Source organism: Bradyrhizobium sp. SBR1B, assembly GCF_014198205.1.
Classification (GTDB): Bacteria; Pseudomonadota; Alphaproteobacteria; order Rhizobiales; family Xanthobacteraceae; genus Bradyrhizobium.
In genome coordinates this window covers 314,119-337,379 of the sequence record NZ_JACIHC010000008.1, presented here as the reverse complement: position 1 = coordinate 337,379, position 23,261 = coordinate 314,119, and the positions used below count along the sequence as shown (strand labels likewise).

19 protein-coding genes, 1 tRNA gene and 1 pseudogene are annotated in these 23,261 nt (G+C 61.1%); 9 read left to right on the top strand and 12 right to left on the bottom strand.

Annotated features, from left to right (window positions below; translation table 11 throughout):
- Positions 1-1,902: 1,902 nt before the first annotated feature.
- A complete protein-coding gene (locus GGD61_RS22575) occupies positions 1,903-3,156 on the top strand; it encodes a site-specific integrase (protein ID WP_183231165.1) in 1,254 nt (417 codons plus the stop codon).
- Between the two features lie 389 nt (positions 3,157-3,545).
- The gene (locus GGD61_RS22570; protein WP_312012693.1) at positions 3,546-5,264 is read left to right on the top strand and encodes an NEL-type E3 ubiquitin ligase domain-containing protein; all 1,719 of its coding nucleotides are present in this window, start codon (positions 3,546-3,548) and stop codon (positions 5,262-5,264) included.
- Positions 5,265-5,680: 416 nt separating this feature from the next.
- Here the strand turns inward: GGD61_RS22570 and GGD61_RS22565 are convergent, their stop codons facing one another.
- The 4 genes from GGD61_RS22565 to GGD61_RS41445 all read right to left on the bottom strand — a co-directional run bounded on the left by GGD61_RS22565 (position 5,681) and on the right by GGD61_RS41445 (position 9,115).
- Positions 5,681-6,148, bottom strand: coding sequence for a restriction endonuclease (locus tag GGD61_RS22565; protein WP_183231163.1), 468 nt, complete (start codon positions 6,146-6,148; stop codon positions 5,681-5,683).
- Positions 6,145-6,390, bottom strand: a complete 246-nt coding sequence (locus GGD61_RS22560) for a hypothetical protein (protein ID WP_183231162.1) — start codon at positions 6,388-6,390, stop codon at positions 6,145-6,147. Before GGD61_RS22560 ends, GGD61_RS22565 begins: the two co-directional genes overlap by 4 nt.
- 228 nt (positions 6,391-6,618) lie before the next feature.
- The gene (locus tag GGD61_RS22555; protein ID WP_246785980.1) at positions 6,619-8,262 is read right to left on the bottom strand and encodes a recombinase family protein; all 1,644 of its coding nucleotides are present in this window, start codon (positions 8,260-8,262) and stop codon (positions 6,619-6,621) included.
- 658 nt (positions 8,263-8,920) lie between these two features.
- Positions 8,921-9,115, bottom strand: a complete 195-nt coding sequence (locus tag GGD61_RS41445; RefSeq protein WP_312012692.1) for a hypothetical protein — start codon at positions 9,113-9,115, stop codon at positions 8,921-8,923.
- A gap of 426 nt (positions 9,116-9,541) precedes the next feature.
- On the opposite strand from GGD61_RS41445, the gene GGD61_RS22545 reads away from it, so the two are divergent.
- Complete coding sequence (locus tag GGD61_RS22545; protein ID WP_183231161.1) at positions 9,542-10,585, top strand: nucleotidyltransferase domain-containing protein; 1,044 nt, start codon at positions 9,542-9,544, stop codon at positions 10,583-10,585.
- 38 nt (positions 10,586-10,623) lie between these two features.
- Entirely contained in the window at positions 10,624-10,800 is a 177-nt protein-coding gene (locus GGD61_RS22540) for a hypothetical protein (protein WP_183231160.1), read from the top strand.
- A gap of 699 nt (positions 10,801-11,499) precedes the next feature.
- Here the strand turns inward: GGD61_RS22540 and GGD61_RS22535 are convergent.
- On the bottom strand, positions 11,500-12,291 hold the full coding sequence (locus tag GGD61_RS22535) for a His/Gly/Thr/Pro-type tRNA ligase C-terminal domain-containing protein (protein WP_183231159.1): 792 nt from the start codon (positions 12,289-12,291) through the stop codon (positions 11,500-11,502).
- A gap of 5 nt (positions 12,292-12,296) precedes the next feature.
- Positions 12,297-12,974, bottom strand: a complete 678-nt coding sequence (locus GGD61_RS22530; protein WP_183231158.1) for an aminoacyl--tRNA ligase-related protein — start codon at positions 12,972-12,974, stop codon at positions 12,297-12,299.
- A 119-nt stretch (positions 12,975-13,093) separates the two neighbouring features.
- Between GGD61_RS22530 and GGD61_RS22525 the strand changes: the two genes are divergently transcribed.
- The gene (locus GGD61_RS22525; protein ID WP_183231157.1) at positions 13,094-13,645 is read left to right on the top strand and encodes a hypothetical protein; all 552 of its coding nucleotides are present in this window, start codon (positions 13,094-13,096) and stop codon (positions 13,643-13,645) included.
- 262 nt (positions 13,646-13,907) lie between these two features.
- On the opposite strand, the gene GGD61_RS22520 is transcribed toward GGD61_RS22525, so the two are convergent.
- Positions 13,908-13,983, bottom strand: a tRNA-Ile gene (locus tag GGD61_RS22520).
- A 360-nt stretch (positions 13,984-14,343) separates the two neighbouring features.
- Positions 14,344-15,318, bottom strand: coding sequence for a tripartite tricarboxylate transporter substrate binding protein (locus GGD61_RS22515; RefSeq protein ID WP_092261753.1), 975 nt, complete (start codon positions 15,316-15,318; stop codon positions 14,344-14,346).
- A gap of 106 nt (positions 15,319-15,424) precedes the next feature.
- Between GGD61_RS22515 and GGD61_RS22510 the strand changes: the two genes are divergently transcribed.
- On the top strand, positions 15,425-16,390 hold the full coding sequence (locus GGD61_RS22510) for a TAXI family TRAP transporter solute-binding subunit (RefSeq protein ID WP_092261711.1): 966 nt from the start codon (positions 15,425-15,427) through the stop codon (positions 16,388-16,390).
- A 70-nt stretch (positions 16,391-16,460) separates the two neighbouring features.
- On the opposite strand, the pseudogene GGD61_RS22505 reads toward GGD61_RS22510, so the two are convergent.
- The 3 genes and pseudogenes from GGD61_RS22505 to GGD61_RS22495 all read right to left on the bottom strand — a co-directional run bounded on the left by GGD61_RS22505 (position 16,461) and on the right by GGD61_RS22495 (position 18,891).
- Positions 16,461-17,674, bottom strand: a pseudogene (locus GGD61_RS22505) (ABC transporter substrate-binding protein).
- Positions 17,675-17,772: 98 nt separating this feature from the next.
- Entirely contained in the window at positions 17,773-18,666 is an 894-nt protein-coding gene (locus GGD61_RS22500; RefSeq protein WP_092261709.1) for a helix-turn-helix transcriptional regulator, read from the bottom strand.
- Between the two features lie 9 nt (positions 18,667-18,675).
- Positions 18,676-18,891, bottom strand: coding sequence for a hypothetical protein (locus tag GGD61_RS22495; RefSeq protein WP_143109122.1), 216 nt, complete (start codon positions 18,889-18,891; stop codon positions 18,676-18,678).
- Between the two features lie 45 nt (positions 18,892-18,936).
- Here GGD61_RS22495 and GGD61_RS22490 point away from each other — a divergent pair, with 45 nt between their 5' ends.
- The 3 genes from GGD61_RS22490 to GGD61_RS22480 are packed head-to-tail and all read left to right on the top strand — an operon-like array spanning position 18,937 to position 22,888.
- Positions 18,937-19,764, top strand: coding sequence for a substrate-binding domain-containing protein (locus GGD61_RS22490; protein WP_092261708.1), 828 nt, complete (start codon positions 18,937-18,939; stop codon positions 19,762-19,764).
- 54 nt (positions 19,765-19,818) lie between these two features.
- Positions 19,819-20,925 carry a molybdopterin-binding protein gene (locus GGD61_RS22485; protein WP_092261707.1) on the top strand — a complete coding sequence of 369 codons (1,107 nt, stop codon included), beginning with the start codon at positions 19,819-19,821 and terminating at the stop codon, positions 20,923-20,925.
- A 1-nt stretch (position 20,926) separates the two neighbouring features.
- Positions 20,927-22,888: a molybdopterin biosynthesis protein gene (locus tag GGD61_RS22480; RefSeq protein ID WP_092261706.1), complete on the top strand. Its 1,962-nt coding sequence runs from the start codon at positions 20,927-20,929 to the stop codon at positions 22,886-22,888.
- Between the two features lie 80 nt (positions 22,889-22,968).
- Here the strand turns inward: GGD61_RS22480 and GGD61_RS22475 are convergent, their stop codons facing one another.
- Positions 22,969-23,190: a hypothetical protein gene (locus tag GGD61_RS22475; protein ID WP_092261705.1), complete on the bottom strand. Its 222-nt coding sequence runs from the start codon at positions 23,188-23,190 to the stop codon at positions 22,969-22,971.
- Positions 23,191-23,261: the final 71 nt, after the last annotated feature.

Genomic DNA, 23,261 nt, shown 5'->3' with positions numbered 1-23,261 from the left:
GCAATGCGCGCCGACAAAACCGATCTGAGCTTCGAAGCAATGATCAACCTGACCGCCGCCGTGATAAACTCAAGATGAATCCAAACAGACCCTAGATGACATTGGCCGGATTATCTCATCTTCAGCCCATTTGAAGCCACTGCAACGGACGCCAACTTTGCGCTCGATGCCGGACGAGGCCAACACCACCTATTGGATGTACCCCTATTAAGGAATCCAGCAGATCTTGCGAGGAGAAGACGAATTTCCGATGGGACCTATCCCTCGCTAGGGGGCTCGATTTGTTACTGCAGGTCTTTAGCTATCGGCATGCAGATCGTATCGTTTTGGTGGCCGGGCGGCGTGATGCGACTAAACGATGTCTGCTTTGCCCCTATAGCGACCGACTTCATGCGGGTGGCAATCGCGATGTGCCCGCATCGGACGTCAACGTCGTGGGCTTAAATGAAAGAGGCGGTCCACTGAGACGTCGTTACCTCGTGAGAGGACCGGCGCGACTAGCAGCTCGGCACGATGTCGATGATGTGGAAAACTACCGGACCTAATTCCTGAAGGGGGCGGGGATCTCGAATAAGGTGTCGCCTAGGTCGTCGCACACCGTCACAGAACCACCAGTGTGTGTTGCGATCTTGAGGGCCAAGGCGCGGGCCTTTTCATGGTTTTCCGAATCGATCACAATGACAGTAACGCGCGGAGCGTTGGCATGCCTCACTAAAACGATGTCAGTGGCGTTATCCAAATCGGCTGTTCCTCTGCTGGGAATGGCTCTTGTGTCCTACGGCCAAGGAAGCCGTCAGGCCGGGGCAACTTGATGACATCGGCTGCACGGACCAGCAATTCGGGCATCCGGTGTTCTGTTCAGTGATCTCGGAAGCCAGATCCTGCACACGCGCTATGGCCATGACTGCTCCTTGCTTTGGGGGCGCGCTATCGGTCTCTCAGCCGCCGCCCACGGGCGGAGCACGGCAGGTGATCTCCAATAACTAACACCGCGCGCTTTGGTTCAGAATTGAACCTGAGACGTCCTCAAGAACCAACTGGGAAGGCCAGGAAGGCAAATACGAACGGTAACCCGACAATTTTGCGAATTGACTGCGCAGGATCGGGAAACGTCAACATTGTGGCTTCTGCTTGTGTTTTGGTTCGATCAAGTTCGTCGTCATTCGCCGCCCTCCGTGCGTGGGAAGAATGCGTTAATTTGCCTCAGACGGCAGGAATTATGCGCCTGATTCTACTACGAGTGTTTGAGCACTCGAGACAGTCGCCGCTCTATGCTGAGCTTATTGATCGCCGCAGTCACGCCTGTTGATGCTAAGCCGTGAGGAGTAGAGGATACAGTTGAACACGGCAGGTAACGGCGGATCCAGCCGATATCAGGCGGCGAGCAAATTTGCTGGTCAACCCTGCTGCGTCTGGCGTTGCTGCCGGCCGCTATGTCGCCGTCCCTGGTGAGCGTCTTATTAAGTTAAGCGCGCTGCTAGGTCCGCCAGCGTGGATACTGCGGCGCACTCTCTCGCAAAAACTTTGGAGGGCACTTACAGCCGTCCACGTCTCGAGCCCATTGCTCGCTACGCTAACCTGCGCGATTGGTCGAGAGCGCAGCCAATTGTGCGACTAAGGAGCGTGGCACCTTTATACGGAGATTGGCCTTTGGGATGATAGTGGGACTGCTCGTGTAAGCCCCCAGAACAGCCGACAAGCGTCGATGTCAAATCGTGCGCAACCTGAAATTACACCCGATACCCCTCTTCGCCTTGCTGATGCCGCGAAGATCGCGTTTCCTTTGGGAGGAATGACGGTCGCGGGCTTGCGTCGTGAGCGTGATCGTAATCGATTGGTTGTTGAGAAGATTGCCGGCAAGGAATTTACAACGCTGGCTCATATCGAACGGATGCGAGAGCTATGCCGCGAAGAAGCAAGGGCGCCAGACTTCAGCTTAAGGCCGCCCGCCGAAACAAGAGCGGAAAGATCACGCACCAAGCAACCTGGATCATCCGAGACAACGGGCGGGACGTCGGCACAGGCTGCTCTGCAGATGAAATTGCGGCCGCAGAGGAAAAACTAAGGGATTACATAACGTCTAAACACAGCCCCAAGCGACGAATTCGTCACATTGATGATATCGCCGTCGCGGATGTCCTCTCCATCTACTTGGATGCGCAATTGGACAAGCTTCGCGCCCGTTTCAACGTCGATGGCCAGAGCGAAGATATCATTCCCGATATCCGCAAGTTCAAAAAGCGGATCGAGCGCCTGAACGATTGGTGGGGAGCAAAAATGCTGGGCGAGGTGAGCGGGGAGGCGTGTCGCTCGTACGCTAAGGAACGCGCCCGGAGGGGAGGCGCCCGCCGAGACCTTGAAGACCTCCGCGCAGCAATTGGTCACCATGCGGCCGAGGGATTTCATCGGGAAATCGTCAAGATATCACTGCCAGAGAAGGGCCAACCTCGAGACAAGTGGTTGACCCGCAGCGATGCTGCCAAACTAATCTGGACATGCTGGCGCTATCGCGAAATGCAAAAAGGTTCGCGCCGTCCGATGGAAGACGCGAAGGTCCCCACAAGCAAGCGTCCCCTTCGCCATCTTGCTCGGTTCATTTTGTTGGGCATCTACAGCGGGACCCGTGCGGGAGCGATCGCAGCAGCGTCTCCCATTCCGGCGATAGGTCGTTCCTATGTCGACTTAGAGCGTGGCCGCTACTACCGCTTGAAGCAGGGCAGCGCAAAAACCAACAAACGGCAACCGACCGTGCCGATCCCCTTGCGGTTGCTCGCCCACCTGCGGCGCTGGCACCGAGCTAATCCAGAGGCGAAGCATTTCGTGGAGTACAATGGGAAAGCTGTGACGTCAGTCAAGACAGCATTCAAGAGTGCAGTCAGGCTCGCAGGGTTCGGCCCAGGAATTTCCCCTCACACTTTGCGACATACCGCGGCGACTTGGCTTATGCAGCGAGGGGCGGACCCCTGGCAGGCAGCAGGTTACCTCGGAATGTCGCTTGAGGTGCTGCTCAACACCTACGGCCATCACCATCCTGACTATTTGTCCGATGCCGTGGAAAAAATCGCCAGTCGTGATCCGGCTGGAGAAGGAAAAGCACATGTATCTGGGGCTCGCTCTGGTGCGGTGATTCCGATCCGGGGAAATGGCGCCGGATAGGCATATCTGGCGCGTCGTTTTGGACACATATTGATCTGCATCCTACCCAAACCGGGCTCGGCGCCAAAGAAGAGCCGAAGCCGAGCGGATAACCTGACCTCGTCAGCTTATCGACAGCTGAGCTTCCTAGCATGCGAACGTCTTGATCTAGCCGATAGAGCCCCTTATCGGCAGAGAGCAACACGTCATGAGGCTCAATGAACACAGAACGGGCCCAGCCTCGCGCTGACATACCTTCCGAATCCGAAAGCACCGAGCCCTCGTCTCCGGCCGCCGAGCAGTCCCCCTCATGCCTGACCCAGTGGGTGTCAGCCTTGACTCGGTGGGCCACAGGAGCGGCCGCCGCCGACCGCGTCTCGTCGCAAGACCGCGTCCTGGCGAGCTGGGCAGTGGAAGAGGGGCAGGGCGAAGACGAGAATAGGCAAGAGGGGGTCAGCCGGACGAGGGCATGGCGGGACGAGGGTGATGTCAGAGACGAGCTCAATTTGTCGTCATTATCACTGACTGCCTTGCCAGCTTCGCTCCTGCCGACGCTCCGAACCCTCAATGTCATCGGTAACCATTTGAGCAGCCTGCCGGCCCAGCTTCCGAGCGAACTTCGGGACCTCTACGCCTCTGACAACCGGCTGACCGGTCTGCCCGCCCTCCCGAGCAGGCTCCGGCACCTCCACCTCATGGCCAACGAGCTAGTCAGCCTGCCGGCAGAGCTGCCATCCAGGCTCCGCAGTTTGACTGTCGATGGCAACCAGCTGACCGATCTGCCCGCCCTTCCGGCCACGATCGAGGAGTTGTCCGCCAGCAATAATCAGCTGACGAGCTTGCCAGACCTTCCAGCCAGGCTCCGCCGCCTGGACGTCAGCGAAAATCAGTTGACGAGCCTGCCCGATCTTCCAGCCCGATTGCACTACCTAGACGCAAGCGACAACCAGCTCACAAGCCTGCCCGAAATTCCGGCAAGACTTAGGTACCTGGACGTCAGCGAAAATCGGTTGACCGATCTGCCCGATACACTCTCGGTCGGGCTGGAAATGCTCGGCGCCAGTAACAACCAGCTGACCGGCCTGCCCGCGACGCTGCTGACGCAGCTCGGCGGCGCCTCCAGCATTGACCTTCGGTCCAATCCGATACCGGCCCCGGTGCTGGCCGATTTGGCGTCAGCCATGCGTGGCGCGGACTATGCCGGTCCGCAGGTCTTGCTGTCGATGCCGCTACAACCCGTGGAACATCAGCCGCGGCTACTGCACGAGGTTGTCGCGGATTGGCTCGCGGACGAGCCCGGCGCGGTGGACGCCTGGCAGGGCTTCGCCGAAGAGCCCGGTGCGGAGGACTTTGCACGTTTTCTCGAAAGGCTCGCGGGCACCGTGAACTATGGTCATCGGCCGTTCCGCGACCAGGTAGCTGAGCTTCTGCTACAGGCCGCGATGAGGCCGGCGCTGCGCGAGCAGCTTTTCGAGCTGGCCAATGGATCGACTGCGTCGTGCGAGGACCGCGTCACCTTGACCTGGAACGGCATGCAGACCGCACGCCTGAACGCTGATGTCAAAGAAGGGCTCTATGATAATCGGCTCGACCAACTGCTCCAATACGGCCGTGTTATGTTTCGTTTGGAGGCGCTTGACGACATCGCACGAGAGACGGTCAGCTCGCTGCGTCGCGCCGATCCAGAGGCAAATATCGACGAGATCGAGGTCTATCTTGCCTATCAGACCCAGCTACGGGATCCGCTGGAACTGCGCCACATCGCCCCGGATATGCGCTTCTTGAATCTCGCTGACGTCACGCCGGATGAGGTTGCCAAGGCTGAGACATCGGTGCGGGAACAGGAAGCGACGGGTTTGGCGGAATTTCTGGCAACGCGCTGGGAGCCTTGGGATACAGTGGTGAGGCGGATCGCCCCCGATGATCATGCCGCGATGCGGGACCGGCTTGCCGACGCGCTGGAGGATGAGTTTCCGACGCGCTTAAACGAGCGGCTCGCGGAGCATGGCCTGACCGAAGATGTTGATGCCCGGCGGGTGGTCGGAGCCCAGATCCTCAGCGAGATCGCACGTGAGATCAAAGGCGAGCTGATGAACAGGGTTCTCCGGGAGCACGGCCTTGAGCCCTGATCGATGGGTTCATTTGTCAACGCCAAAAGCGCTTGGTTATCTGCCGCCCTGGTAGTTTCGATTGAACAGCCCCGCAGTTACCAAACATTTCGCCGGCCGCGCGGAACTTTGAGCTGGCAGCAGGTAGATCATAGCGTTTCAGACCATCCTCAATTATTCACCGCTCGTCGTAGGTGAACGCACGATCAAGCGTCAATTTCCTGAAACCTGGATCGGGCGCAGGCTCAAGGCGAATTGTTCGATGACAGTGATCGCAAGATCCGGGTCCTGCTCTGAGCTTTTCGGGGTGACGGAATTATGTGGGGATCCGCGCCCATAGCCCGGACAAACGTCACGATGACCGATGTATCAACTTTCCAGTTTAGCGACTGAAAAGTACGGCTCAGCTTCCAGGTTCAATGCGCCTAACTTGGCCTTCAGCAGACGGCAAAGGTCGAGCGGCTGCGCAAGACGGTACTGAGATCATGACCTTCCATCAATATAATGCGCTTGTGGTTCTGCTTCATGACTGGGACGACATTGTCGGACCAGCCATTGATGGACAGAAAGAGTCCCATTGTTTGCATGCCGGACCGTTCAAGCTGTCCATAGAGGCCGTCCAGCTCACGAATATCCGCCAGCTTGGTGCGCCAGCGACACTCAACAACGTACTGCCAGCCGTCCAATTCGAACGCGGCGTCGATTTGTTCGGCACCTGAGTTGCGCCGAAAGCCGCGCAGAATGGGGATACCGTGAAGGACAAAAAGACGATCTTCGAGCAAATATCCCCGTGTCTGCAAGTTGTCCTCGACAGCGTGGGCTTCGAATTGAGCCAGAAGAAGTGCACTCTCTCGTATAAGGCTGGCCTCGCGATTAGCCTTTCGGCGTGCAGCCGCCGCCGTCACCTTTGCATCGCGATACGTCTTCTCTCGCGCATCAGCTTCGGCAAGTGTGCGACCAGTTCCCGCGCCTTCTGAACCACAGCGCGTGCCTTGTATTCATCCTGAGCAAGCTCGAACGCCGTCCAATCCGCCGTGATCTTCAACAGATTGCGAATGACGTGCCCATCTTGGCCCGTTTGCGCAAGTTCATCCAATATCTGCGACGCAGCTTGGCGCACTCGAGAGCGCGCCACCTGTCGTCGCATCTTTGCCTTTTAGAAAAGCGACGATGGATTTCGAGGATGTACGCGGTCGAGACGAACGTGATTTTCGCGCTGCCGGGGGTGCCGGTCACTTGAAGCGCGTCAATGGAGTCCTCGAGGTTAAGGCGTGCATTTCTGGGCAGCAAAGTGCGCCAGGAGGAATGCTCGACATCTGAACGAACGAGGCATCATGGAGCACTGCTTCGCGGAAAGCCCTGTATCTGCGTTCGATCAGCACTGCGCGCGAGCTTTTTTAGACTTGGCCTTCTTTGGTCTCGATCGCTTGTCGTGCGGTGCTGGGGAGGAACGGGCTGTCCCAACTACTCGCCCGACGATCGCTCGTGCTAAGTCGTCAGCGGTTTCGAAGCGAGGTATCCCACGGCGAATGCGAGCCCTTTCAGAAAACGTCATGGTTCGTTTTACTTTCCCGTCAGTCGGCAGCAGTACGTAATCGAGCACCGACTTGTTATGCTCATCCATCCTGGGTGCGGCAATCCAGCCGCGAGGCAAGCTTGTCCCACGCTTTATACACCAGTACGGTGCGCGGTCTTGCCTTCCGCACCACAGGGCTACGCGAATTGAAATGTTGATCGATCCGTTTACGCGCAAGGAACCCGTCCCGTCCCGAGAAGCAGTTTGGCCTCCGGCCTTTCTAATAGCCATGGCGACTAACGAGCCGAGCTTTGCCTTTTCCTCCGCCCACTGCGGACGCGAGCCAAGAAACTCAAAGTTTCGCTTGGGAGTGTAGCCGATCAGCCTATACACGTTCATCATGCCACCGAAGTGGTTTTGAAGGGTAGAGGCGCAAGGAAGGCCTACCGTGCTGGCTATGATAGCAGAGCTCAGGCGTCCCTCCTTGAGCAGTGTCTTGCGTAGACGGGCAAGCATCTCCTCTTCAGTGAGGTCGACACGCCGTTCTTCAATGATCTTGTTTACCTTCAGGAAGGTTTCGCGTTCGACGATTGGCTCGATACATCCCTCGCTGGTGATCCAAAGCTCGGGAGGATTGCTCGTGCAAGTCCGCCGCAGCTTGCGTGATCGGCGGTTGAAAATCATGTTTCCAATGTAATTCTCGTTTCTAAGCACTGCGTTGACTGCTGCACGCGTCCACCGAACTCCTGTGCTTGTGAGGACGGCCTTCCGGTTTAGCTCAAGGGCGATGATCGCTTCAGACTTTACCTGCAGAAATCGCTCGAAGATCCACTTCACCACAGCTATTTCCTCCGGAATGCCAGGGCGTACTCGGACATGATCAGTTGAGAGGTACTTTTGATCGCCGTTATTCAGCACGCCTCGCGACCGCTGACTTTGATCGACAAGTTCCCGCAGGAGAGCATAACCGGGGCGACCTCCGAGCTTGAAGCCAAGTCGGGCGAACCGGCACTGCGCAGCGTGAACCTTTACCGAAAGCTCGCGACTGTATTCCGCTGCCATTACGCGCTTTATGTTCTTGATGATGCTGGAGAGCACGCTGCCGTCATTGTCAAACTGTTCCGCACAATATGCGATGTTGATGCCTGCTTGTTTGCAGAGGAATTCGTAATGCGCGCCCTCGTCAACATTCTGAAAGCGGCCCCACCGGCTTACGTCATAGACGAGAATATGACCAAAGTCGGCTTCTCCTGCTTGGACATCCTTGATGAGCTGTATAAGGCCGGCCCTGTTCTTGATGCGCAGGCCACTCTCTCCCTCGTCGCGATAGGTTCGTACAATCGTGAGGTTATGGGCGTGCGCATATGCTGCAATCACAGCGGCCTGATTCTCAATCGAGTATTGCTGCCGTTGTGTCGACATGCGCACATACTGTGCGGCCCTCATGCCAAGCTGCGATCGTACCGGGTGAGCCTTATAGATTTCGAGCGCGTTGGCCATCATTCTCGCTCCAGAAGGTGACGCCGGAGCGAATCAAACATTTAAAGGAGATTGCAGCAAGATTGGAAAATTAGCTTCCACCGCCACCGTTGTGATGCAGAGTGGGCGAACGCCTCGCTTCGCAGGCCGCGGCCCAAGGAGTTTGTTCGAGGAGCATCTGCAACGCCCAACGGCGAAGCACGCGATGCCGGTAAAACTGACTTGTCTTCGCTGCTGCGTTTATTTGCGTCTTGTACCCAGCTTTTTCAAGCCCCTCCATAATCAGCAATGGATAGGATGAGAGTGTCTCTGTTGGTGCACTATAAAAACGACCGTGTGATGCAGATACCTAATCGATGGACGCCGCCTACCTTCCCTTCTTGAGCTGCGTGATGCGTCCGGGGCTGATCAGTCGGTCCGGCTTTTTGAAGTTGCAATAGATGACGTCGTTTTCGCCAGCCCGGCTCTCCGGCACGGACCTCGCGCTGGTCCGCGCAGGCGGTTCGCCCAATGTACGTTGAAGCTAGTTCTACTGGAGGATGTGTTTGCTCGCAAGAACTATGACGCTAGCTTGCAGACCAGGGCGGCCATTCAGGGCATGTATGCCCATCGATTTGAGGCCTTCGCGCATTTCGGCAGCGGCATTTTGCGAATAGATACCACACGGTGGATCCGCATAGTCTTATCGAAAGGCGCGCTCGCGTACGTGCGGGTTGGCCCGGTCCTCTGCCCAGTCGTGCTCCTCGCATTCGTAGATGGCGCCGTCTTCCAGCATCACCTTGACCGAGAAGCCGCGTACCCCGATCGAGAGCACGTGGTATTTGCCGGATGCGCCGAACCGCCGAGATAGGCGTGACTCCGCGAGGTGAAGTGCCATCCCCAAGTGGGCTCGCTCGACTCTGGTAGCTTTAGGAGGAGAATTGCGGAGCCCTTCCATCTGCAGAAAGGTACGACGCTAAGTCGGGTCCACATCCCCAATTACGGCCGCACCGTCTGGGAGAGACTTTCAACCACTATGAAGAAGGCGTTCCGCCGCGTAATCGAAAACGAAATAGCGATCCGGTGCTTTTTTGAGGACCCAAGGGTTTAGCGGATTGATCTGCCAATGGATCGTGATGTTGCATTCGCCGAGGGGGAATGAATTGCGCGCGCTTGATCAACCGTTGGATGGTATCAGGGTAGGTGTGAGTTCCAGTTTCAACAGTTCGGGTCTATTTCTTACGTAGCTGTTGAAGCTATTGATTCGAGATAATAAGTAGTGTTTCAACACATGGGGTAGATATCAGGTTGGATTGTTGAAACCATGTATTTCCAAGAGCTTAATAACGACCAGCGCCGCGAGGTGGTCAATAGTCAGCAGCGGTTCCAAGCCCTGAGGGATGCCAAGGAAGCCTCCGATGCTTATCGGGGTTCCATGACCTGGGTGGAGTCGAAAGGACATGAATACCTCGTCCGGAGCTACTACGACAAGGCCGGCCTGAGGAAGCAAGCCTCGCTCGGCTCGCGTTCGCCGGAAACTGAAAAGATGAAGGCGGACTTCGACGCTAAACGCGCTGTTGCAGAAGACCGGGTGAAAAACTTGCGCGATACAATGCATCGTCAAGCTGCGGTCAATCGTGCGCTCGGCTTGGGTCGCGTACCGTTGATTGGAGCCCGGATCATGCGGGCTCTGGACGGCTTCGGAATCTTGGGTTCTGGGATCCGGATTCTAGGGACCAACGCGATCTACGCTTATGAGGCCTCTTCCGGCGTCAGACTCGATCCGGGCCTGGCCACGACGGAAGACATCGATCTGCTGTTCGATGCGCGCGGCGGACTAACGTTCGTCGCAGATGAGGACGTCTCAGAGTCATCGCTCATGAAGATACTCAAGCGAGTGGACACCAGCTTCGAACGTGCCAAGCAGACGTTCCGCGCTATAAACCGGGACGGCTATCTCGTCGATTTGATTAAGCCCATGCAGAGCCCACCTTGGCGGAAGGCTCCAGATAAGATTGGCTCGGACCCGGAAGATTTGACCGCTGTGCAAATCGAAGGACTCGATTGGCTGCAGAATGCTCCCGCGTTCGAGGCGGTCGCGATCGACGAAAAGGGCGAACCAGTACGCATCGTGGCTCCGGATCCCCGGGTTTGGACCGCCCATAAGCTATGGTTGTCCCGTCGTGCGGACAGAGAGGTGATCAAACGCCAACGAGATGCAGCACAGGCTGAAGCCGTAGGTGCCCTAGTGGCGAACTATCTTACTCACCTCCCGTTCGAGGCAGAGCAATTAAGGATGCTTCCGAAAGAGGTGGTGGACAGCGCGGCGCCTCTTTTCGACAAGAAGGATGGCGCTGCGCCAGCCTAGCTCGGGCACATCCGGAGCCGCCGATCATCAGCGGCACCATGATGATGATCAGCATCCTGCTGCTCATCGACACGCCAAAGATTTATGAATCCGGCATCACCACCAGCAGCTTAAGCATTGGCGCAGCTGGCAAGCGATTGTTGCTGCGGACCAGTATCGCACGGGCTTCGATGTATAAAACGAGAGTCACATCCGTCACGCTCGTCGCAGTGTAACGGGTAACAAGTAGGATTGGAAAGCACTTCCGGAATAGCTTCGGGCGCCGGCGGCGTCGATCCGCTAGTGTCGTCAATCTCGGAAACAGCTCCTGTCGGTACTGGTTAGGCCATCACCTGGCTAAACCTGATCTTGCCGGTGATGACGTGCTTCAAGGCGGTTGGGTAACGGGCATCGCCCACTATCTCGTCGCGTTCGCACGGTCCAGCAACTCGCGAGCGACCTCGCCAGGTCCCGGCCGACAAACACAGACGTCCGGACGCGTCGCGCGCGGCGAAGTCCTCCTCTGAGAGATCCTCGTCCAATGGGCTGATGGGCTCGCTGAAGCCGAGCAAACGGGAGCGGCGAGCACGGATGCAAACGACTGCCGGCGGGCCGAAGTCATCGAGCAGGTGGACGAAATTCCATTCGCCTCCGGGGGCCTGATGAAGCGGTTGGGGCTCCGATGCGAAGATCTTCTGCGGTTGCCGTGCTTCGAGAAATCGATCGTGCAGAACAGGACCCTGCCGGACGGAACTCCCGGCGACGCGTTCAAGCCGGCGCCGCTTTTAGCATCGAAGCGGATTTGGATCTTGCCGGCAAGCTCGGTAGATGGAAGTAACCGGCGCGCTCGCTCGGATTTCGATGCCGCCGACATGCTCGCGGCCCGCACTATGTCCGAGCCGCGATATTTCTGGTGGTCGACCGACGTAGGCTGCTCAATAGGCCTTAGCGATGACGACCTGCTCTCGGACGGGGAGCCCCGTCCAGAAGCATTTCGGGGAATGCGTCGCCGGCTCGAAGGGGATGCATCGGATGGTCAGGCCGTTCTCGCGCTTGAGCTTCTCCTCCAGGCCATACTCGCCGCACCAACCGGCGCTCGCGAAAACATTGCGGGTACGGAAGGCCTCGAAGAGCTCGTGCTGGTTGCCGACAGCGACTTGGCGGGAGGCCAGGAAGGCGTTGGCGGTTTCGTACATGTCGACGTGAATCCGATCCAGTAGGCTTGAAATCGTATTCTCGAGGTCGTGCAATGAAACGTGCTTGATGCCACGGGTGTCACGGCGCACCAGCGTGACCGTGCCTTCCTTCGCTTCCCGGCTACCGATGACCACGCGGATCGGCGTGCCGACCTTCTCCCACTTGAAGTGCTTCTCGCCCAGACGACCGGCACTGGCGTCCACCTCGGTCCTGATGCCGACTTGCGTCAAACGATGCTCGACGCTGTCGATCAGACCGTCGAATCCCTGGATCGCCGCGGTTTTTTCGTCCCGCATCGCGAGGACGACCGCCTGCACCGGTGCGACGCGTGGAGGGAGCACCAGACCGTTGTCGTCGCCGTGTACCATGACGATCGCCCCCAGGATTCGCGTCGAGAGACCCCAGCTTGTGGTGTGCACCGACATCATCGTATTGTCCGCCCCCTGATACTGAACGCCGAACGAGTCAGCGAAGTCGGAGCCGAAGAAATGGCTGGTCGCAGACTGAAGGGCCTTGCCGTCCTGCATCATCGCTTCTACGGAATACGCCTCTCGGGCGCCTGCGAATTTTTCGACTTAGTCTTGCGCCCCACGATCACGGGGATAGCCAACGTGTCGCGCATGAACCGGGCGTACTCGTGGAGCATCTTCAACGTCTCTTCCCGTGCTTCTTTGTCCGTTGCGTGCGCGGTGTGACCTTCTTGCCAGAAGAACTCGAATGTCCGGAGAAGCGGGCGCGTGCGGCGTTCGACGCGGAAGACGTTGCACCACTGATTGATGATCACGGGAAGATCAGCTTCGGAGCGGATCATCTTCCGCCAATCGTTGTAGATGACCGCCTCGGAAGTGGGCCGCAGCACCAGCGGGTCCGGCAGCTGCTGCCCGTGCAGTGAAGTGACCCTAGCGAGCTCGGGGGCGAAGCCCTCGATATGATCTGCCTCGCGCTTGAGCAGGCTCTCCGGGATTAACGTGGGATACATGACCGTCTTGTGTCCCGTCGCCTTGATGATGGTGTCGAGCTCGAAGCGGACGCGGTCCCAAAGTTCGGCGCCGTTGGGGCCGAAAATGAAGCAGCCGGGCACGTCCGAGTAGCGGACGATGGCCCCCGCTGACACTGTCTCCTGAAACCATTCGGAGAAGTTCACCGAACGGGGCGTAATGGCGCGCGAGTCTTCCGGCGGCGGGCTTGTCCTTTGGGTCATAGGTTGCGGCATCACCGTAACCTTCCATTTTGTGAAAGAGGACGGATGCCGGCTTGACGGGTTCAGGCCCGCTTTGCGACTACTCGCGTTCTCCGAGCGACTTCAGCCCGAAGTCCGATTGTTACAAGCGCATGAGCGGCCGCGGGTATACCCCGGCCGCTATCACCGAGATATCGAAGTTGAGGCAAAGGATTCAAGGACGTTCGCGCGAAAAGGTCGACCACTCCACCTTCAAGCAGATCTCCTCGAAGAAGGTGGTCGACCTGTGGGCCAAGGAAGGAACGCGTCCCGGGCTCTCGGAATCCAAGACTCCGCAGGAGCGTCTAAGGCGTATCGATCAGATATTGGCTCTGATGAAGAACAGTTCGTTCGAGATCGCGTTCGTCGATGGAGAGACGGCCAGGCACTTGGGTTGGAACGAGGAAGAGGCTGGAAACGAGTTCTCGTTCGTCGTCCAGGGCGACGACGCCATTGTCGTCGAGATGAGCGTGGCATCCATAGCGCGCGATGGCGACAGGTTTGCGGACATTTACGGCATCATTCGCGACGAAGTGGTCGTGGCGCGCATGCGCAAGGACTTCGAGAAAGTCTGGGAGATGCTGCCGGCTTTCGTGAAAGATCGTGAAAATACGATGAGATACCTGCAAAGCCTGCGGACGATCATCCAGCAAGAGAAGGCCTAGAGCTCGGCGGTCGCCGGCGCCGCGCTTACGATTCACCTGAAGCCGAGTCCGGCGTCCCATCAGATCAAGTAGGCGCGCTAGTCGTGCCGGCTCCTCGGAAGCGACCTGCTCGGCCTAGTTATCTAGTCTAGCGACACGTTTGCCTTGAGGGAATCGCTAAGTGCGACCATGCCGGTGAACGAAAGGCGCACGTATCTGGTGCGGTTTCTGGTGCGGTGCTTCCAGTCAGACGACACGGCCCATGATAAGCTGCTGATTTCATTGGTGGGCCCGGCAGGACTCGAACCTGCAACCAGACCGTTATGAGCGGCCGGCTCTAACCATTGAGCTACAGGCCCCGCCGCGAGGCGGCTCGCGGGAACGCGCGGCCGGCAACGGTGCGCGGTTCGTTTACAGGGATGGGGGCGGGGGTGCAATGCCGGCCTCATCGAGACGGAACGCGCGCCTACGCGGCAAGTGCTTGCGTCGGAAGATCGTTGAATTCGGAATAGTCGTATTCTGCCGGTGTGTTGCCCGACGAGTCAAATCGTCTTGCGATGATCCGGCCAGAGGCTCTTTTTGTGCTCCCCTAACCTATTGTAATTCCTGACTTCTTCTACTGTGCATGGGGTTGTTTTCGCGATTTTTATGTTGAGGGGGCCGGCCGGCCCCCTCAAACGTCTTGCCGGCGAGCGATGGTCCGGCGGCGAGTCTACTTGCTAGTCCACCGACACCCCCGCGAACTCCACCACCTTGCGCCACTTCTCGGTCTCGTCGGTGACCAGCTTGCCGAACTCGGCTGATGTCATCGGCTTGGGGAGGCCGCCGACTTCAGTGAGGCGCGCCACCAGCTTCGGGTCCTTCAGCGCTTCGCCGACGGCCTTGTTGAGGATCTCGATCACTTCGGGCGGCGTGCCCTTCGGCGCGGAGATGCCGTAGAAGCCGACCGATTCGAAGCCCGGCACGGTCTCGGCGATCGCGGGCACGTCGGGCACGCTCGGCCACCGCTGCGGCGAGGTCACGCCCAGCGCGCGGACATTGCCGCCTTTCACCTGCTCCATGGCCGAAGGCAGATTGTCGAAGATCAGCTGCACCTTGTTGGAGATGATGTCGGGGAAGGCGATGGCGGAGCCGCGATAGGGCACGTGCACCATGTCGCACTTGGTCAGCACCTTGAAGAGCTCGGCCGACATGTGCACCGAGGTGCCGTTGCCGGACGAGGCAAAGGAGATCTTGCCGGGATTGGCCTTGCAGTAGTCGACGAACTCCTGGACCGTCTTCGCGGGGAACGCGTTGGAGACGACCAGCATGTTGGTGAGCTGCATGATGCTCGCCACCGGCACGGTGTCGCGCAGGAAGTCGAACGGCAGCTTCTTGTAGAGCGAGGTCGAGATCGCGTTGTTGGGCGCGACGAACAGCAGCGTATAGCCGTCGGGCGGCGAGTTGATCGCGGCGGCGGCAGCAATGTTGCCGCCGGATCCCGTCCGGTTCTCGACGATGAATTGCTGGCCGAGACGGTCCGACAGCCACTGCGCCATGATCCGCGCCACGATGTCGACCGGACCGCCGGCGGCAAATCCAATCAGCCAGTGCACGGGACGGTCGGGATAGGCGGCGGAGGCGGGAGGCGTGGCGCTGAAAAGACCTAAAAGGACGGTGAGCCCGAAAAAACCGTTACGCAAAATTCGCAACATGACGCCTCCCATTGTTCTATTGTCGTTGGCGACATGCTTTCACAAAATCCGCACCCTGCCTACATCGCCGCAAGTCGGTGTTGACGCAGGTCCGTCAGGGACGACCATGAGATTCGCGATCCTCACCCTTCTCGGCGCGGCGCTGCTCGCAAGCCCCGTTGCTGCTCAAACCGGAGGCACGGCCATTCCGACCACGACGATCAGTTTGGGCACCGCGACGCCCGGCGGCGGCTTTCCGCTCTATGGCAACGCTCTTGCGGAGGTGATGAACGCGGCCGATCCGCAAATCTCCATCGCGCCACGCAACACCAAGGGCAGCAACGAGAACATTCCGCTCTTGGAGAAGGGCGAGCTCGATCTTGCGCTGGTCGCGGGCGAGCCGGCCTATGAGGCCTTCGCCGGCATCGGACGCGCGCCTGTGCGGCTGAAGATTCTCACCGCGATCTATTCCAACCCCGGCATGTTCGTGGTGCGCGCGGACAGTCCTTACAGGACCATCCGCGATCTCGTCGGCCAGCCCGTTGCGTTCGGCGCCAAGGGCTCGGGCCTGCCGATCCTGGCGCGCTATGTGCTGGATGGGCTCGGCCTGAAGCAGGACGAGGACTTCAAGGCCATCTATCTCGACCGCGCCGGCGACGGCCCCGCGATGGTCGAGGACGGCCGCGTCGCCGCGCTGTGGGGCGCCGGCATCGGCTGGCCCGGCTTTGCCGCGGTGGCATCGAGCGCCTCAGGCGCGCGCTTCATCGCGCCTGATGTTGAAGAGATGACGCGCATCCGCGCCAAGCATGCCTTCCTGAAGCCGCTGCTGGTGCCGGCTAATAGCTATCCGAAGCAGGACGCGCCGATCGCCTCGCTGGGGTCCTGGAGCTTCGTGCTGACGCGCGAGGATCTGCCTGACGAAATTGCCTATCGCCTGGCGAAGACGCTGCACGGCAATGAGGCGACTTTCTGCAAGAAGCTCGCGCAGGCCTGCGAGACCACGGCGTCGAACACAGTGGCAGCGGCGCCGAGGCCGGAGCTGATCCATCCCGGCGTGATGAATTATTTTCGCGAGATCGGGGTGGTGAAGTAGCGAATGGCGAGTTGCGAATAGCGAATGGAAGCATCCCCATTCGCTACTCCCTATTCGCCACTCGCCGATCTCACTTCTTCACCATCGCACACGCCTGGTCCGGCGGACCGAACGCCTTGTCGCCGGAGATCGTGGTGAGGATCTTGTAATAGTCCCACGGATATTTGCTCTCCTCCGGCGTCTTGACCTGCACCAGCCAGAGGTCGTGCACCATCAGTTGTCCTCACGCAGCTTGCCGTTGCGGGCGAAGAAATCCTCGATCGGCTTCTCGCGCATCTTGGCGGCGACCTTGAGCGGATCGTCGGTGCCGGCTTCCTTGATGGCGTTGAGATAGTGCATCACGCTGGAATAGACGCCGGCCTGCCACATCGACGGCATCTTGTTCATCTTGGCGAAATAGCGCTTCGACCATTCGCGGGTCTTGTCATCCATGTCCCAATAGAACGACGTGGTCAGCAGCAGACCTTGCGCCGCCTGCAGGCCGAGGCCGTGGATGTCGGTGATCAGCGCCAGCAGCGCCGCCATCTGCTGGCCGCCCTTGAACACGCCGAACTCCGAGCCGGTCTTGATCTCGTTCATGTTGTTGGGCGGGCCGGCCGCGATGCCGATGATCTTGGCCTTGGAGGCCTGCGCCTGCAGCACGAAGGAGGAAAGATCAGGCGTTGCCAGCGGCGGCCGCACCGAGCCCAGCACCTTGCCGCCATTGGCGGTGACGACCGCGGACGCATCGCGCTCGAGCGAATGGCCGAAGGCGTAATCGTCGGTGATGAAGAACCAGCTGTCGCCGCCGCGCTTGACCACGGCGTCCGCGGTGCCGACCGCGAGCGCGCGGGTGTCGAAAACCCACTGGATCGCGTAAGGCGAGCAGAACTTGCCGTGGAAATCGGCGGTGCCGGTGGAATGGGTGATGAACAGCCGCTTCTTCTCGTTGGCGACGTTCTGCACCGCGAGCCCGACCGCGGAGACCGGCACGTCGACGATCAGGTCGACCTGGTCGACGTCGTACCAGCGCCGCGCGATCGTGCCGCCGATGTCAGCCTTGAGCTGGTGGTCGCCGATCACGATGCTGATCGGCTTGCCGAGCACGGTGCCGCCGAAATCGTCGATCGCCATCTGCGCCGCCGTCACCGAGCCCTGGCCGGTCGGCGCAGAGGCCGGGCCGTTCATGTCGGTGAGCACGCCGATCTTGACGACGTTGTCGGAAACCTGCGCCGATGCCGCACCGGACAGCAGCGCCGCCGTCAAGGCGGCCGCGACCGGCAGTCCAAATCTGATTGGATTCACGCTTGTCCTCCCCTGAGCCGACACGTTGGCCGGTGTTGCCCCGGGTATGCCCGGCTGAATTGGTTTCTTTTGCAACTATTTTGGGGCGGGCGTCAATGTCAGGCTGCGAAGCGGATCCGCCCGGCGGGTGAGGGATCGTAGCCGGTCAGCTCCTCGGCGCGCTGGCGCAGCCGCCGTTCGTTCAGGAATCCGATCAAGGCCTGCATGGCGGGGCGGAAATAGCTGCGCTGCCGCATCGCGAGGTCGAAATTCTCCCAGACCAGCGGCACGAAATCGAGGCCGGCCGAACGCGCCGCGGCGCGCGTCGCGATGCCGCAATCGGCCTGGCCGGCGCGGACCAGCTCCGCAAGATCCGGTCCGGTCAGGGCCGGCGTCTCGACCCTGCGCAAATCCCGCGTCGTGGCGCCCACGCGCTTCAGCAGCACGTCGAGCAGCATCTGCGCGCCCGTGCCCTGTTGCCGCATCGCCATCCGGGCGCCGAGCGCGAGCACGTCAGTCAGGCCGTGCAGGTGCTTGGGATTGCCCTGCGGCAGCACGAGACCCTGTTCGCGGCGCGCGAACGCGACCAGCACCGCATCATGCAAATCCGGAGCGGCCCTCAGCGCCTCGACACTGGCATCCCCAGCGAGATCATCGGAAGCATCCAGGCCGTGGAAATGTATCGCCGCCGCCATCACCTCGTTGCGCTGCAAGCGCTCGAGCCCGCGCACGCTGCCCTCGCTCATCGATCCCAAGCCCGAGCCGGATTCGCGAAGGCTCCAATCCAGCAGCTCGTCCTGGCTGCCGCCGACGACCGGCGGCGGCTCCGCGATCAGCATGCCGGCCGGACGCGCGAGGCCTGAGAGCACCCAGAGATCGAGTTCGTGGCGTGGGAAGAGCCACTTCCCGGTCACCTTGGTGCAGGGGATCGCGCCAGTGGTGACGAGTTCGTAGAGCTTGCGTTCGCCGAGCCGAAGATAGTCGGCGGCTTCGCTGGTCGTCAGGAATTCCATCCTGCATTCCTATGCAAATTCTTGCTTCTTTTTGACGTTCGACGCAGGTGGAATTCTGCATTTCAATTCGTGTCCGCCGGAACCATGCCCGATCATCTCGCTGCTTTGCAACACATCCGCGCGCGCGTCTTTTGCTTTGGTGAATGATCCTGAATCGTTCGGCGCGTTGCCGAAATTTCCCGGGTGACGTGCGCAAAAGGCAAGCGCGTCACGAGTGCGGCGCAATCGATCATCATCATGATCGGGTCGTAGCCAAAGGAACCCCCGATCATGGGCCGCCTGTCCGTTGCATTCGCGCTGTTCTGCGGCCTCACCGCCGCCATTGCGGCGTCATCCGCCGAGGACCGCGGCTTCGTCCTTGCCACGACGACCGCGACGCAGGATTCCGGCCTGCTCGACTATCTGCTGCCGATCTTTCGCGACAAGACCGGTGTCGACGTGACGGTGATCGCGCGGCGCGCCGACGAGGTGCTCGACGGGCCGCGCAGGGGCGAGGCCGACGTCGTGCTGATGCATGCCCGGCCGCAGGAGGAGAAATTCGTCGCGGACGGGTTTGGCGTGAAGCGCTTTGACGTGATGTACAACGACTATGTGCTGATCGGGCCGAAGAACGATCCCGCCGGCGTCAAGGGCAAGGACATCGCGACGGCGCTGAAGGCGATCGAGGCCAAGGGTGCGCCCTTCGTGACGCGCGGCGACCGGTCGGGCACCCATGCTGCGGAGCTTGCGCTCTGGATCGTCGCCGGCATCGACATCGCCGGGGCCAAGGGCGCCTGGTATCGCGAGGCGGCACAGGGCATGGCCTCGGCTCTCGACGCCGCGCGCGCCGCCAATGCCTATGTGCTGTCGGATCGCGGCAGCTGGATCGCCTTCAGGGATCGCGGCGATCTCGATATCGTCGTCGAAGGCGACCGGCGGCTGCTCAATCAGTATGGCGTGATGCTGGTGAACCCTGAGAAGTTTCCGAACGTGAAGAAGGATCTCGCGAAGACCTTCATCGATTGGCTGACCTCGCCGGAGGGGCAGACGGCGATCGCAGGCTACAAGGTCGACGGACAGCAGCTGTTCTTCCCCAATGCGGACAGGTCGGGCGGTTGACGTCGGCATCGCCGGTGGTTGCCAAACCGGGCGATGCATGGTCCACCATGGCGCATGACCCAGCGCCTGCCGCCATCGCTGACGCCGCTCGACACCGCGCTCGCCGCGTTGCTGAGCGGGCTTGAACCGCTTGCACCGGTGGAGTTGCCGCTGAGCGAAGCGGCCGGCTGCATCGCGGCGGGTACGCCGCTGCTTGCGGCCCATCCGCATCACGACATCGCCGCCGCGGATGGCTGGGCACTTTGCGCCAACGATCTCGTCGGCGCGTCCTCTTATTCGCCGCTGCCTTTGCCACAAGCGCCCGCGTGGGTCGAGGCCGGTGACCCGATGCCCGCCGGCTGCGACTGTGTGCTCGATGCCGACGCGGTCGATGCATTGGGGCCGCTCGTGCAGGTGCTGGCGGAGGGCGTGCCGGGGCAGGGCGTCAGGCGTGGCGGCAGCGACATCGCGGAGCGCACGCCGGCCGGCGCCGAGGGCCAACCGGTCGTCGCAGCCGATCTGCTGCTCGCACGCATTGCCGGCTTGGACAAGCTCGGCGTGCGTCGGCCCCGGTTGCGCATCGCCAACGTGCCGGGTGCAACGGCAACGATGCATATGATCGCGGGGATCGCGCGCGCTGCGGGACTGGATGTGAAGACGTGTGAGGCGGGCGCGCGCGATGCGGTGGCGATTGCCGATGCGCTCGATACGTCCTCCTGCGATCTGATTCTCTCAGTCGGCGGCAGCGGCGTTGGCCGCGGCGATGCGGCCGTGACGGCGCTGGCTCAGCGTGGTCAGGTGATCGCCCACGGTCTTGCACTTCAGCCTGGGCGTACCGCCGCGGTCGCGAAGATCGGAAAGGTTCCCGTCGTGGCCTTGCCGGGCTCGCCGGATCACGCGCTGGCGGCGTGGCTCGCGCTCGTGCTTCCGCTGGTCGACCGACTATCGGCGCGCCGGCCGCGCCGGCGCGTGACCCTGCCGCTTGCGCGAAAAATCGCATCCAGCGTCGGCATCGCCGAGATCGCTTTGCTGGCCAGGGAACATCACGGCTGGATGCCGCTTGCCGTGGGCGAATGGCCGCTCCAGGCTATTGCCGGTGCGGACGCATGGCTGCTCATTCCCGACAGGGACGAGGGATTTGCGGCGGGCTTGCCGATCGATGCCTATCTGATGCGGGAATGATATGGGTTTTGACATGTCGATGAACCCGCAATCGCAAATCCGCAGCGCGCTCGAACAAGAGCAGTTCCTCAAGATCCTCTCGCGCGAGGAGGCCCTGGCGCGCTTCGAGGCCGCGTTGTTCCCGCGCGCTGTTCCGAGCGAAAAGCGCAAGCTCGGCGATGCGCTCGGCGTGGCGCTCGCTGAAGACATCACCGCGCCGATCGACGTGCCCCCGTTCGATCGTTCCAATGTCGACGGTTTTGCCGTGCGCTCGGCCGACCTTGCGGCGGCTGGCGAGGGCACTCCCCGGCGCCTCACGCTGAACGGCGAGACCATCCACTGCGGCACCGCGCCGAGGATGCAAGTGGCGGCGGGAACCGCGACGCCGATCGCCACCGGCGGTCCGTTGCCGCGTGGTGCCGACGCGGTCGTCATGGTCGAGCACACCCAGCCGGTTGGATCCGATGCGATCGACGTCCGCCGTGCCGTCTCGCCCGGACAATTCGTGTCGTACGCCGGATCCGACATTGCGCGCGGCGAGGCGCTGCTGCGTGCCGGCACGATCATCGGCTCGCGCGAGATCGGCATGCTCGCGGCTTGCGGCATTGCAGAGGTGCTCGTCGCGCGCAGGCCGCGGGTTGCGGTGATCTCCACCGGTGACGAGCTGGTCCAGCCCGGCGGGGCTCTTCCGCCCGCCGCGATCTACGACACCAACGGCGCGATCGTCGCGGCCGCGATCGACGAGAATGGCGGCGAGGCGGTCTTCCTCGGCGCCATTGCCGACGATGAAGCCAAGCTCGAAGCTGCCATGCGCGCCGCACTCGCCGAGTCCGACATGCTGGTCCTGTCGGGCGGCACCTCGAAAGGCGCGGGCGACCTGTCCCATCGCATCATCGGCCGGCTCGGCCGGCCCGGCATCATCGCGCATGGCGTTGCGCTCAAGCCTGGCAAGCCGTTGTGCCTTGCGGTGTGCGACGGCAAGCCGGTGGTGATCCTGCCGGGCTTTCCGACCTCGGCGATGTTCACCTTCCACGACATGATCGTGCCGGTGCTGCGCAAGCTGGCCGGCCTGCCGCCGCGCTCGGATGCCAAGGTGAACGCGACCGTGCCGGTGCGCATTGCGTCCGAGCTCGGCCGCACCGAGTTCGTCATGGTGTCGCTGGTCGAGGGCAGGAACGGCCTGATCGCCTATCCCTCCGGCAAGGGGTCTGGCGCGATCACGTCCTTCGCGCAGGCCGACGGTTTTTTGCGCATCGACGCGCTCGCCGACCAGATGCCGGCCGGGACCGAAGCCGAGGTGACGCTGTTCACGCCGCATGTGCGCGTGCCCGATCTCGTCATCGTCGGCAGCCATTGCACCGGCCTCGATCTCGTCACCGCACAGCTCGCGCATGCCGGCCTGACCGTGCGCTCGATCGCCGTCGGCAGCCTCGGCGGACTCGCGGCCGCAAAGCGCGGCGAATGCGATCTCGCGCCGATCCATCTGTTCGATGACAAGAGCGAGACGTACAATTCGCCCTATCTCGTCGAGGGCCTCGAGCTCGTGCCGGGCTGGCGGCGGATGCAGGGCATCGTCTTCCGCAAGGACGACAGGCGTTTCGAGGGCCTCGGCGCGAAGGAGGCCGTCGCCGCCGCTCTCGCTGACCCCGCCTGCATCATGGTCAACCGTAACCAGGGCGCCGGCACGCGCATCCTGATCGATCGGCTGCTCGGCGGCGCGCGGCCGGAAGGCTACTGGAATCAGCCGCGTTCGCACAATGCGGTCGCGGCAGCTGTTGCGCAGCACCGCGCCGATTGGGGCATGACCATTGCACCGGTCGCCCATGCGGCCGGCCTCGGTTTCATTCCGTTCGCGGAAGAGCATTATGACTTCGCGCTGGTCACGGAGCGCAAGGACCGGCCGGCGGTGCAGGCGTTTCTCGATGCGCTTGGCTCGAATGATGCCCGTGCCGCGCTGGAGCGCGCCGGATTCCGGCCTGCGTAGCGACGGTGCAGAAGACCTCGCGCATCAAATATCTGGCGGAAGGAGCGGACTGATACCGGCTGGATCTGTAGCTACGATGCCTAGTCGGTGCAGCTGGCGGCTTGATCGGACTGACCGCGTTTGCGCTCCCGTTCCTCGGCTTCGGCGAGCGCACGCTGGGCGGCGGCCGGCAACGGTTTCGGGTCCGGCGGGACTTCGACGGTGTCAGGCTTGCTCAGCTGCTTCGTGCGATCGATTGCGTCCGAAACATCGAACGCGAGATCGACAACGTCGAAAATGACTTCCAAGAGCGAGTCGGCCATGGCTCATCCGGGGCAACGTCCCAATCATTGGTCGTTCGCTTCTCAGGCCCGGTTCATAGCCAGGAGCTCAA

Coding starts and splice junctions, on each gene's coding strand:
- GGD61_RS22575 (WP_183231165.1), top strand. CDS start 1,903: ATGCCGCGAAGAAGCAAGGGCGCCAGACTTCAGCTTAAGGCCGCCCGC.
- GGD61_RS22560 (WP_183231162.1), bottom strand. CDS start 6,390: ATGCGACGACAGGTGGCGCGCTCTCGAGTGCGCCAAGCTGCGTCGCAG.
- GGD61_RS22555 (WP_246785980.1), bottom strand. CDS start 8,262: ATGATGGCCAACGCGCTCGAAATCTATAAGGCTCACCCGGTACGATCG.
- GGD61_RS41445 (WP_312012692.1), bottom strand. CDS start 9,115: ATGGCACTTCACCTCGCGGAGTCACGCCTATCTCGGCGGTTCGGCGCA.
- GGD61_RS22545 (WP_183231161.1), top strand. CDS start 9,542: ATGTATTTCCAAGAGCTTAATAACGACCAGCGCCGCGAGGTGGTCAAT.
- GGD61_RS22540 (WP_183231160.1), top strand. CDS start 10,624: ATGATGATGATCAGCATCCTGCTGCTCATCGACACGCCAAAGATTTAT.
- GGD61_RS22535 (WP_183231159.1), bottom strand. CDS start 12,291: ATGATGCAGGACGGCAAGGCCCTTCAGTCTGCGACCAGCCATTTCTTC.
- GGD61_RS22530 (WP_183231158.1), bottom strand. CDS start 12,974: ATGCCGCAACCTATGACCCAAAGGACAAGCCCGCCGCCGGAAGACTCG.
- GGD61_RS22525 (WP_183231157.1), top strand. CDS start 13,094: ATGAGCGGCCGCGGGTATACCCCGGCCGCTATCACCGAGATATCGAAG.
- GGD61_RS22515 (WP_092261753.1), bottom strand. CDS start 15,318: ATGTTGCGAATTTTGCGTAACGGTTTTTTCGGGCTCACCGTCCTTTTA.
- GGD61_RS22510 (WP_092261711.1), top strand. CDS start 15,425: ATGAGATTCGCGATCCTCACCCTTCTCGGCGCGGCGCTGCTCGCAAGC.
- GGD61_RS22500 (WP_092261709.1), bottom strand. CDS start 18,666: ATGGAATTCCTGACGACCAGCGAAGCCGCCGACTATCTTCGGCTCGGC.
- GGD61_RS22490 (WP_092261708.1), top strand. CDS start 18,937: ATGGGCCGCCTGTCCGTTGCATTCGCGCTGTTCTGCGGCCTCACCGCC.
- GGD61_RS22485 (WP_092261707.1), top strand. CDS start 19,819: ATGACCCAGCGCCTGCCGCCATCGCTGACGCCGCTCGACACCGCGCTC.
- GGD61_RS22480 (WP_092261706.1), top strand. CDS start 20,927: ATGGGTTTTGACATGTCGATGAACCCGCAATCGCAAATCCGCAGCGCG.
- GGD61_RS22475 (WP_092261705.1), bottom strand. CDS start 23,190: ATGGCCGACTCGCTCTTGGAAGTCATTTTCGACGTTGTCGATCTCGCG.